Source organism: Clostridioides sp. ZZV14-6154, assembly GCF_020657785.1.
In the GTDB taxonomy this organism is placed as follows: Bacteria; Bacillota; Clostridia; order Peptostreptococcales; family Peptostreptococcaceae; genus Clostridioides.
In genome coordinates, this window is record NZ_JAGWCY010000004.1 from 93,814 (window position 1) to 105,537 (window position 11,724).

The following is an 11,724-nucleotide window of genomic DNA, read 5'->3' on the forward strand; positions in this document are numbered from 1 at the left end:
AATAGTTAAATAAATTGCAAAATATGATAATATATTTAATTAAAATAATATAGTAAAATATATATATAAACAAAATTAAATTTATAAAAACTATCTTTATAAATATTAGTAACTTATATAATTTGTAGTTAAATTAGCAAAAAATCAAAAAATAAAATTTTGGAGAGGTGTTAGTATGCATGAACTTATTTTAATCTCAGAAAAGTATAAAGAAGATATTTTAGATTTTTTTACAGATATTCATATGCACCCCGAATTAAGTTTTAAAGAATTTAGGACTACAAAAGCTATAAAAAATTTATTAGTAAGTTTAGGTATAGAGATATTAGACCTGGGAATGGAGACAGGAGTAGTAGGATTATTAAAAGGAAAGTATGATGGTCCTACAGTAGCATTAAGAGGCGATATTGATGCTTTACCAATATATGAAGAGGTTGATATTGAATACAAATCAAAATATGATGGTATAATGCATGCATGTGGACATGATATACATACATCTTGCCTTGTAGGATGTGCATATGTATTGTCTCACATTAAAGATAGTCTCCATGGAAATGTAAAGTTTATATTTCAACCAGCAGAAGAAGTCAATAAAGGTGCGAAGATGCTAGTTGAACGAGGAGTAATGGAAAATCCAAAAGTTGATGCTATATTTGGTATTCATAATCACCCAGATATACCTTGTGGAAAAGTGGGTGTTAAGTTAGGTGGATTAATGGCAGCAGTAGATACTATTAGGATAGAAGTAAATGGTTTTGGAGGTCATGGAGGTATACCAAATAGAACAATAGATCCTATAGTAGCATCAAGTGCAATTATAATGGGTATTCAAACCATAGTAAGCAGAAACATAAGTCCATTAGAACCAGCTGTTATATCAATAGGTACTATAAATGGAGGAACTGCAAATAATGTAATTTCAGAAAATGTAGATATGACAGGGACATGTAGAAGCTTTAGTAATGAAGTACGAAAGAAAATATCTGAAAATTTGGAAAATATAGTTTGTGAGATAGCTCGTGGATATCAAGCAACTGCAAAGCTAGATTATTTATTTGATCTACCAGCCGTTATAAACAGTAAAGAGATGTATACAATAGCTTGTAAGTCTGTGTGTGATTTGTATTCAGAAGATGCTATAGTTGATCCAATACCTTCTACAGGAGGAGAAGATTTTTCTATATTTATGGAAAAAGCACCAGGATTTTTTTACTGGTTAGGAGTAGGCAACAAAGAACAAGATTGTATGTATCAGTGGCATAATCCTAAATTTAAAGCTGATAAAAATTCTATATTAGTAGGCACAAATGTACTATGTCAGTCTGTTATAAATTATATGGATAAATTAAAAAAATAAAATTTAAGATAGAGCATTTCTGGAGATAAAGTTTATGGGGGTGATTAGTTTGAGGAAAATTAATTCACAGGAAAAAAACAAAGATAGTGGATTATTGATGAGAGCATTAAATGTTGTAGAGAGAGCAGGAAATAAACTTCCAGACCCAGTAACCATATTTTTATTACTATGCATAATTGTTTTAATATTGTCAGCAGTTATATCTAGTTTAGGAGTAGAAGAAATACATCCTTCTACAAAAGAAGTTGTAAAGGTAGTAAATCTACTAGAGAAAGAGCAGATTCAATCATATTTAGGTAGTATAGTTACAAACTTCCAGTCATTTGCTCCATTAGGATTAGTATTGGTTACAATGCTTGGAGCAGGTGTTGCTGAGAAATCTGGATTTATGGAAGTGTTAATGAAAAAGGGGATAAGTAAAGTTCCGCAAAAACTTGTAACTGTAGCAATTGTATTTGCAGGTATGTTATCACATACAGCAGCAGATGTAGGATTTATAATATTACCACCACTTGCAGCACTTGTGTTTTTAGGAATTGGAAGACATCCTCTTGTAGGTATGTTTGCAGCTTTTGCAGGTGTTGCAGGGGGATTTGCAGCAAATGTTATGCTTAGTACTACAGATGTATTGTTAGCTGGGTTTACAATACCAGCAGCTCAAATGATGGACCCATCTTACCAAGGTAATCCAGCAATGAACCTTTATTTTGCTTTTATATCAGCGATAGTTTTAACTTTTGCAGGAGCATTTGTAACTGAAAAATTTATAGCTCCTCGTTTTTCAAAATATAATGATTCAACAAATGATAAGGATATACAGAAATTGAGTGAACTTGAAAATAAGGGTATAAAGTACGCTTTATTATCATTGTTAGTTGTAGTAGTAGTGATAGTTGCCTTATGCATAGGTGAAAATGCATTTATGAAAGATCCAGAAACTGGTTCTATATTATCTAGTAATGCACCTTTAATGAAAGGTATAGTTCCAATAATTACTATTATATTTTTAACTCCAGGATTAGTGTATGGAAAAGTAAGTAATAAGATAAAGAATGACAAAGAATTAGTGTCTATGATGGGCAGTAGTATGAGTGATATGGGAGGGTATATAGTCCTAGCATTTATAGCATCTCAGTTTATTAATTTATTTAATCTTAGTAACTTAGGAACAATTTTATCAATAACAGGGGCAAAAGCTTTAGCAGAATCGGGCATACCTAGTTATGGATTGATAATAGGATTTATATTATTATCTGGATTTATCAATTTATTTGTCGGAAGTGCTTCTGCAAAATGGGCAATTCTAGCACCTATATTTGTTCCTATGTTTATGTTACTAGATTTTAATCCAGCATTAACTCAAATAGCTTATCGTATTGGAGATGCTTCAACAAATCCAATAAGTCCACTTTTCCCATATTTCCCAGTAATATTAGCTTTTGCTAGAAAGTATGATAAAGATATAGGTATAGGTACTGTCATATCGAATATGATTCCATACTCAGTAGTATTTACATTAATAGAAATAATAATATTATTACTATTCATGGGCATTGGCATACCATTAGGACCTGGTGGAGGAATATCTTACATTTTATAGACCTTTATAATAAATTTATTAATAAAGATTAAACTAAAAAAAATATACTTTAATTAAGAGGAGGATTATTATGTTAAAAACAACAAAAATTTCAGACCCAGAGTTATATAAGATTGTAGCTGATGAGTTGGTTAGACAAGAGCATAATATTGAGATGATAGCTTCTGAAAGTACAGCACCAACAGAAGTACTTGAATTAAGTGGATGTGTATTTACAAATAAAACAGAAGAAGGCTATCCAGGGGCTCGTTTTCAGGCAGGCTCTGAAGAAGCAGATAAACTTGAAACTCTAGCAATAAAACGTGCAAAAGAAATATTTGGAGCAGAACATGTAAATGTACAGCCTTACTCAGGTTCCACAGCCAATTATTGTGTATATTCAGCAATATTAAAACCAAATGATACTGTTTTAAGTATGCGTCTTGACCAAGGGGGACATTTAACACATGGTAGTACAGTAAACTTCTTACATGATATTTATAAATATGAATTTTATGGGGTTGATTCAAATACTGGTCGTATAGATTATGATGCTCTTGAAGCGAAGGCAAAAGAGTGTAAACCAAAACTTATAATTGCAGGAGCAAGTTCATATCCAAGGTTGATAGATTATGAAAGAATCTCAAATGTTGCAAAAGAAGTAGGAGCTTATTTTATGGTAGATATGGCTCATGTTGCAGGTTTGGTGGCGGCAAAAGTAATACCTAGTCCTGTACCTTATGCAGATTTTGTTTCTTCATCTACAACAAAAACTTTCTGTGGACCAAGAAGTGGTATTATACTTTGTAAAGCTGAACATGCAAAGAAGCTTGATAAAGGTGTTTTCCCAGGGACATTAGGATCTATACATCTTAACACAGTTGCAGCAAAAACGTTTTCGCTATTGTATTTAGGGACAGATGAGTTTCGTAAGATAATGGAGCAAGTAGTAGTGAATGCTAAAACTTTGGCAGCTGAACTTATTTCTCGTGGATTTAGTATAGTAAGTGGTGGAACTGATAATCATATAGTAATGGTTGATTTAAGAAGTAAAAATTTGACAGGAAAGCAATTTGAAAAGGCTCTTGAATATGTAGGAATAACAGTTAACAAAAATGTTATACCTGATGACCCACAATCACCATTTGTAACTAGTGGTGTTCGTATTGGTCTTACATCAATATCTCAAAGAGGTCTTAAAGAAAAAGAAGTTGTACAAATAGCAGGAATAATGAATAAGGTATCAGAAAATATTGATAATAAAGAAGTATTAGATGAATGTAAAGTAGAAGCTCAGGAACTTATAGCTAAATTCCCATTGTATCCAGAAGGATATTTTGAAGATTAAGTATATTGATTTATATAGCTCATAACCTATAAAGCCTATAACATAAAACCTAATAATATATAACCACTATAAGGTGTTGATTAATCAACACCTTATTTTTTTTGAAAAGTAATATACAAGCTATCATAAGCATATAATTCTCTATAGATAATTAACAAGGGGGATAAAGTTATGAGGTATTATAATAAACCTACCAAAGAAGTCTTAAAATACTTAAAGACAAATCCAGAAGTTGGACTTGCTGATAATGAGGTAGAAGAAAGGAAACTTAGATATGGATTAAATGAATTTACGATAAAAGAAGGACGAACATTTTGGGACGAGTTGGGAGAAAGTCTGACAGAGCCAATGATATTAATTCTCCTGGGGGCAGCAGTAATAAGTTCTTTTGTAGGAGAACTTCATGATGCATTAGGGATTTTAGGGGCTATTTTTATTGGGATTTCCATAGGTATAATAACCGAAGGAAAATCCAAAAAGGCAGCTCATGCCTTATCAAAATTAACAGAAAACATAGAAGTAAAAGCACTTAGAAATGGTAAGATAATTAAAATATCAAAAGACAATTTAGTTCCTGGAGATATTGTATATATAGAAACTGGAGATATGATACCAGCAGATGGGAGACTTATACAGTCTATAAATTTAAAGCTTAGAGAAGATATGCTTACAGGAGAGTCTGATGATGTAGCTAAAAATGCTGATGCCATATTAGATATGGAAGTAGTTTATTCTAAAACAGAAATAATTGAACAAGATACAATACCTGCAAAGCAAATAAATATGGTATTTGGAGGAACTCTTGTAGCATATGGTAGAGGAATAATGGTTGTTACTTGTATTGGTGATAAAACGGAGATGGGCAAGATAGCACAAAATTTATCAAATGAAGAACAGCAAACTCCGTTACAAATTAAATTAGGTAAGTTAGGAGCTAAAATAGCAGGTATATCAGGTGTAATAGCTACATTATTATGTATGTTTATGATTATACAAATGCAAAGAAGAGGTCTGCTAATTTTAGATACAAGCAGTATTTTATCTTTTTTACAATCATTAGAGCCTGCTAAAAATGCATATATGGTTTGTATTGCTTTAATAGTTGCAACAGTACCAGAAGGTTTGCCAACTATGATAAATATTACTTTAGCCATAACAATGCAAAAGATGGCAAAGATAAATGCATTAGTAACAAAGAAAGAAGCCTGTGAAACTATAGGTTCTGTTTCTGTAATATGTTCTGATAAGACTGGCACTTTGACACAAAATAAAATGATGGTAGAAGTAGCTTATATTGATGGTAAATATGTAAGTGGTGGAGAATATAAGAGTAATAGCTATTTTGAAGAAAATTGTATAGTAAATTCGACCGCAGATATAGAAAAAGAAGAAAATTCATTTAAATATATAGGAAGTGCAACAGAGTGTGCATTACTTTTATACCATAATGATAAAGATTATACTGAAATGAGAAAGCAAACTTATTTAATCTCACAAATACCATTTAGCTCAGAAGAAAAGAAAATGTCGACATTAATTCGTCAAGATGACTCAGATATATTGCTTTCAAAAGGAGCTCCAGAAGTATTACTGAAGAAATGTTCTTATGTACAGCAAGGGAAAAATATTGTTCCAATAACTCCAAGAATAGAAAAAAGTATTTTAGATGAAATTAGAAAGTTACAGATTAAATCTATGAGAACCTTAGGGTTTGCCTACAAAAAAATGACTAAATCTCGCACAGAGGTAGCAATAACATCAGAAGGAGAATTGAATTTAATAGGAAATCCAAGAGGCTATGAAAAAGAAGAAAATTTAATTTTTAGCGGATTTGTAGGAATAGTAGACCCATTAAGAGAAGGTGTTAAAGATTCTATTGATAAAGCTTTTAGTGCTGGGGTAGATGTAAAAATGCTTACAGGGGATAATATCAATACAGCTACTGCTATTGGAGATGAATTAGGGCTATTAAATGATGGAAAAAAAGCTGTCGAAGCTACTTATATAGATGTGCTTACAGATGAAGAATTAAGAAAAGAAATCAAGGGAATATCAATCGTTGCAAGAAGCAAGCCAGATACAAAAATGAGAATAGTTTCAGCACTTCAAAAGAGTGGAGAAGTCGTAGCTGTGACAGGTGATGGTATAAATGATGCTCCTGCACTTAGTCAAGCAGATGTGGGAATTGCAATGGGTATTTCTGGAACAGAAGTTTCTAAAAATGCAGCTGATATAATATTGACTGATGACAGTTTCAGTACAATAGTAGAGGGAATAAAATGGGGAAGAGGTATATATGAAAACTTTCAAAGGTTTATACAGTTCCAGCTTACTGTAAATATAGTAGCATTTATAATTGCTATAATATCTCAACTTACTGGTAAAGACATGCCTTTTACCACAATACAATTATTATGGGTAAACATAATAATGGATGGTCCTCCAGCGTTAGCATTAGGATTAGAGCCTGTTAGAGATTATGTATTGAAAAGAAAACCAATAAATAGACATTCTGGAATAATAGCTAGGTCTATGTCTGTAAATATTATTATAAATGCTATCCTTATGATTACAATTGTATTTACACAATCAGTTTTCAACATATTGGGAGCAACTCCAGAAGAACAAGGTACTGTCATATTTTCCTTATTTGCATTCAGTGCTCTTTTTAATGCATTAAATTGTAGAGAATTTGGATTAAACAGTACAATACCAAATCTATTTAAAAATAAATTAGCATTACAAGTAATAGTTGTGACAGGTGTGATTCAAATAATATTTACCCAAGTATTCCAAAGTTTCTTCAATTCAGTGTCATTAGGGTTTGATATGTGGATAAAAATAATATTGTTTTCATCAACTATTTTATTATCTAATGAGATAGTTAAATTTACATTTAGAATGTTGAAAAATAATAAACTTATTAGGTCATATAAATAGAGTCTTATATTAAAAAAATACAGTATAAATTAAATAAAAACTAGCCTTGGATAGTTAGTAAGGAATACTATCCAAGACTAAGTTAATTATATACTATCTATTTTTGTTTTTTAACTTAGGTATTAATATACATTCAAAACAATTGTTTTCAACATGAGGGAAGTATATTATCATTTATAATAAATTCTTTCAAAAATAATTAGTAACTTTTTATTTAACGAAAATAAAAAATTATTTTACATATTTCTTTATAAGCCTATATGCTTTTGGTTGAGAAATATTTAGATAGCTTGCTAGTTTATAAGAACTTTTAGTTTTACTATGTACTTTTCTTATAATTTCTCCTTCATACTCAGATAATAATTCATCTAAACTTTTATTACTAAATGATTCAGATGTGTTTCCATCAAAATCTGAATCTATATATGCAAGTGATAAAGGCAGAGAATTTATGTTTTCACTATTAGATGTTATGAGTAAGTTCTGTATCAAGTTTTCTAACTCTCTAATATTGCCTGGAAATCTATAAAGGGAAAGTTTATCTATTAATGACTTAGAGATAGTCTTATTCATATTTAGTTTATGATTGTACTTTTTAAATAGAGTATCTATAAGTAGTGGTAAGTCCTCAATACGTTCTCTAAGTGGTGGGATTTTAATGTTTACAACATTTAACCTATAATATAAATCTTCTCTAAACAGTTTTTCTTTTACAAGACCAAACAAATCCACATTAGTTGCTGAAATGATTCTAATATCAACTTTTTTTTCTTTTACACCACCAACTTGTATAAATTTTTTATCTTGAGCTAATTGGAGGAATTTAGCCTGAAGACCAGGAGGAATATCACCAATTTCATCTAAAAACAAAGTACCGCCATCTGCCAATTCTACAAGTCCAATTTTACCTTTGCTATTAGCACCTGTAAAAGCACCTTTTGTATAACCAAAAAGCTCTGACTCCAATAGTGAAGGGGATATGGTAGTACAGTTTATAGTTATAAAAGGGCCTTCTTTCCTATCACTTTTAGAGTGAATATATCTAGCTAAAGAGGTTTTTCCAGTCCCAGACTCACCTAAAATCAATATATTCACGTTTGAATTTGATATTTGGTCAACTGTTTTAAAAATAGATTTCATAGATTCACTTTTAAAAACAATATCATCAAATATATGTATTGTACTTCTATGGTACATTTCAACTTCATTTTTATACATTTCAATAGTCTTTTTTGAAGCTTCTAATTTGTCTTTTATATTGTTTAATTCTGTTATATCTCTACAATTTTCTATTATATATTCGATATCTCCATTTTCATCAAATAAAGGAGTTGCAGTAATTATCAATTTTATACCAGTTTTAGATTGTTGTTCTAATGATACCGCTTTTTTTGTTCTTATTACTTCTGTTACTGGAGTCTGAAATAAACAACCTTTTTCTTGTATATACATAACACTTTTACCTAAAACTTCATCTCTTGTTAACCCATAGTTGTTCTCAAATGATTTATTACAGTATAATGTTATTCCGTTTTTGTCACAAACTGATATCTCATCGTGTGAAAATTCTAAAATATTTTCAAAAAAATCTTTTGGATATTTCATTTTGACCTCCTCCAAATAATTAAAAATTTATAAAAAAGCATAATTTAAATTAGAAATGAATTAAAACTTGTAGAATATAAACAATAATAATTCAAAAATGAATTAAATAAGATGTAATATAATTCAAAAATAAATTATGTAAATTATAGTGTGATTCAAAAATGAATTATATAAATTATTACATAATTCAATTATGAATTGATTATATTGCTTTTTAGAAGAATAAGCAAATTTTATTTATCAGTTAAGCTTGAAAATAATAATTATAGAGTTTTCAATGTTGGCATTATAATTGCTTAAATTATATAAAGAGAAATAGTTTAAGGGGGAATTTGCATGAAAAAAGGATATATTTTAATTGGTTGTGCTGGATCATTGTTTGCAACAACTGGATTATTTTCAAGTAATCTAATAGCGAGAGGGCTTACAGTAGAACAAATTACTTTTACAAGAGCTTTTATAGGATTTCTAGTGATATCTATATACAGTGTATTAAAAAAACCAGAAGTTTTTAAAACAAGTAAAAAAGTGATAGGGCTTTCAATGTTAAGTGGAATAATATGCCAGGTAGCTTTTAATGTTTGTTACTTTAAAGCTATAAGTAGTGTAGGAATATCTATAGCTGCAGTCCTGCTTTACACTTCACCTCTATTTGTAGCATTATTTTCAAATATAGTATATAAAGAAAATATCAACAAGATGAAAAGGTTATCAATACTATTATGTTTTATAGGTGCTATAGTTGCAGTTTTAGGTGGAAGATTTGAATTTGCAGAAATAAATGTATTTGGATTCTTATTAGGTTTGGGGGCATCATTAACATATGCATGCATGCCTATAATAAATAAAGGAGCGCTAAAAGAATGCTCTAGCTTTACAATAATAATTTATGGATTCCTATTTGGTTCAATATTTATAACACCAATAGCAAAACCATGGTTAATAATATCTCATGTAACTGATATTAGTACTTTAATATTAATTATAGGAATAGGAGTTTTCCCAGCAGCACTTGCATACATATGTTATGTTGGTGGAATAGAAATGGGTATAGAACTTTCAGTTGCAGGAGTTGTAAGTTCTATAGAGTTAGTAATATCTGTTTTGATAGGATGGTTTATATTAGGAGAAGCATTCTCTTTTATAAAATTAATAGGTGTACTAATAATGATTGTATCTGCCTTAGTAGCTACTAAAGCACCAACTAAAATGCCTACTAATAAAAGTAAGAAAAATTATAGAAGTGAATGTTCAATAATGAATGAATGTTCAACCGTGAATAAGTAAAAGATTAATCTTTAAGAAAATTTTGCTAGGATAGAGTAAATTTCAGGAATTTTATATTTAAATTGTGTTATCATAAATAGTGATATAAAAATTTAGACTTGTGCATAAAATATGAAACAAGGAGGTAGTTTCGTGTTTTCAAAAATCCTAGTTAAAACATTTATTAAAGATAGTGAAAATGTCCAAAGTGCAAGTGTTAGAAACAAGTATGGTTATGTAGCAGGAATAGTAGGTATAATATCTAATTTAGTTTTATTTATAGTAAAGGTCTCTATAGGTATGCTTACATCAAGTATAGCTATAATGGCAGATGCATTTAATAATCTTTCGGATATGGCATCTTCAGCAATAACTATGATAGGGTTTAAACTAGCAAGTAAACCAGCTGACAAAGAACATCCTTTTGGACATGGTAGAATAGAATATCTATCAGCATTGATAGTAGCATTTATGGTTATGTTGGTTGGACTTCAATTTGTGAAATCGTCTATAGAAAGAATAACAAATCCAGTTCCTATAAAGTTTGAATTAGTGCCACTTATACTTTTAATTGCATCTATAATGGTTAAAATATGGTTGAGCCGTTTTAATAAATTTATGGGAAATAAAATTAATTCATCAGCATTAAAAGCAGTGTCATTAGATGCTTTGGGAGATGTATTTACATCAAGCTGTGTAGTTATATCTTTTATTTTGGCGAGATTTACTAATTTGCCCATAGATGGATATGTAGGTATTGTAGTATCATTAGTAATACTTTATGCGGGATTTTCTCTTGTAAAAGATACTATAAATCCTCTTCTTGGAGAAGCTCCAGATGAAGAAATGGTCAAATCTATTTTAGAATTATTATTATCTTATGAACATATAATAGGTACACATGATTTAATAATCCATAATTATGGAGTTGGAAGATGTATTGCATCTATACATGCAGAAATTCCGTCGAATATAGATATAATGGAAATTCATGAAATTATAGATACTGCTGAGAGAGAAATATCTGAAAAGTTGGATATATATTTGGTAATTCATATGGACCCTATATGTCTTGATGATGAAGAAGTTATATCAGCAAAAAGAGAACTTGAAGAAATACTTAAGAAAAATAGTCTTATAAAATCTATGCATGATTTTAGGATAGTTGGAAAAGGAAGTAAGAAAAATTTAGTATTTGATATAGTAGTTAATCCTTCTGAATTCTCCAAAGGTATGTCAGAAGAAGATTTAAAAGAAGATATAACAAAACTAGTTAAGGAGATGAATCCTGAATATAATTGTGTCATTGTTGTAGATAAAGATTTCATTTAATGATGATTAAAAAATAAAGGGAAAAAATGTAAAAAATATAGACAATAAAATATAGACATAATATAATAGATATATAACTATATTTAATTTGAATATAATAATTTTTAATAATTTTTAATTATTTTTATAAAAAAATTATAGAGACGTTGAAGTATATCCTATTACTGGGCACCTTATGGATATACAGAGTCAGTGGTGCAACCGGCTATGAATATAAATTTTATTTATTTCATAGCTTTTTTTGTATAGTTTTTTGATAAAAGAAATTAAATTATATTATGTATTTATAGAACT

The 11,724-nt window shown here is 29.5% G+C and carries 7 protein-coding genes and 1 riboswitch; of the genes, 6 read left to right on the plus strand and 1 reads right to left on the minus strand.

Annotated elements, in window-relative coordinates; all coding sequences use genetic code 11:
- The first annotated feature begins 175 nt into the window (after positions 1 to 175).
- The 4 genes from KGF45_RS11050 (at position 176) to KGF45_RS11065 (ending at position 7,227) form a co-directional block, all read left to right on the plus strand.
- Positions 176 to 1,360: a M20 family metallopeptidase gene (locus KGF45_RS11050; protein ID WP_227842561.1), complete on the plus strand. Its 1,185-nt coding sequence runs from the start codon at positions 176 to 178 to the stop codon at positions 1,358 to 1,360.
- Between the two features lie 97 nt (positions 1,361 to 1,457).
- A complete protein-coding gene (locus KGF45_RS11055; RefSeq protein ID WP_227827689.1) occupies positions 1,458 to 2,960 on the plus strand; it encodes an AbgT family transporter in 1,503 nt (500 codons plus the stop codon).
- A gap of 70 nt (positions 2,961 to 3,030) precedes the next feature.
- On the plus strand, positions 3,031 to 4,287 hold the full coding sequence (gene glyA, locus KGF45_RS11060) for a serine hydroxymethyltransferase (RefSeq protein WP_227842562.1): 1,257 nt from the start codon (positions 3,031 to 3,033) through the stop codon (positions 4,285 to 4,287).
- A gap of 171 nt (positions 4,288 to 4,458) precedes the next feature.
- Positions 4,459 to 7,227: a calcium-translocating P-type ATPase, PMCA-type gene (locus KGF45_RS11065; RefSeq protein ID WP_227842563.1), complete on the plus strand. Its 2,769-nt coding sequence runs from the start codon at positions 4,459 to 4,461 to the stop codon at positions 7,225 to 7,227.
- 231 nt (positions 7,228 to 7,458) lie between these two features.
- Here KGF45_RS11065 and KGF45_RS11070 read toward each other — a convergent pair whose 3' ends face one another.
- On the minus strand, positions 7,459 to 8,832 hold the full coding sequence (locus tag KGF45_RS11070) for a sigma-54 interaction domain-containing protein (protein ID WP_227827613.1): 1,374 nt from the start codon (positions 8,830 to 8,832) through the stop codon (positions 7,459 to 7,461).
- Between the two features lie 336 nt (positions 8,833 to 9,168).
- On the opposite strand from KGF45_RS11070, the gene KGF45_RS11075 reads away from it, so the two are divergent.
- The gene (locus KGF45_RS11075; protein WP_227827612.1) at positions 9,169 to 10,119 is read left to right on the plus strand and encodes a DMT family transporter; all 951 of its coding nucleotides are present in this window, start codon (positions 9,169 to 9,171) and stop codon (positions 10,117 to 10,119) included.
- Positions 10,120 to 10,251: 132 nt separating this feature from the next.
- The gene (locus KGF45_RS11080) at positions 10,252 to 11,430 is read left to right on the plus strand and encodes a cation diffusion facilitator family transporter (RefSeq protein ID WP_227827611.1); all 1,179 of its coding nucleotides are present in this window, start codon (positions 10,252 to 10,254) and stop codon (positions 11,428 to 11,430) included.
- 130 nt (positions 11,431 to 11,560) lie between these two features.
- Positions 11,561 to 11,646, plus strand: a riboswitch (cyclic di-GMP riboswitch).
- Positions 11,647 to 11,724: the final 78 nt, after the last annotated feature.

Excerpts from the sequence above, each read along its gene's own strand:
- KGF45_RS11050 (WP_227842561.1), top strand. The coding sequence starts at position 176 with ATGCATGAACTTATTTTAATCTCAGAAAAGTATAAAGAAGATATTTTA.
- KGF45_RS11055 (WP_227827689.1), top strand. The coding sequence starts at position 1,458 with ATGAGAGCATTAAATGTTGTAGAGAGAGCAGGAAATAAACTTCCAGAC.
- glyA (WP_227842562.1), top strand. The coding sequence starts at position 3,031 with ATGTTAAAAACAACAAAAATTTCAGACCCAGAGTTATATAAGATTGTA.
- KGF45_RS11065 (WP_227842563.1), top strand. The coding sequence starts at position 4,459 with ATGAGGTATTATAATAAACCTACCAAAGAAGTCTTAAAATACTTAAAG.
- KGF45_RS11070 (WP_227827613.1), bottom strand. The coding sequence starts at position 8,832 with ATGAAATATCCAAAAGATTTTTTTGAAAATATTTTAGAATTTTCACAC.
- KGF45_RS11075 (WP_227827612.1), top strand. The coding sequence starts at position 9,169 with ATGAAAAAAGGATATATTTTAATTGGTTGTGCTGGATCATTGTTTGCA.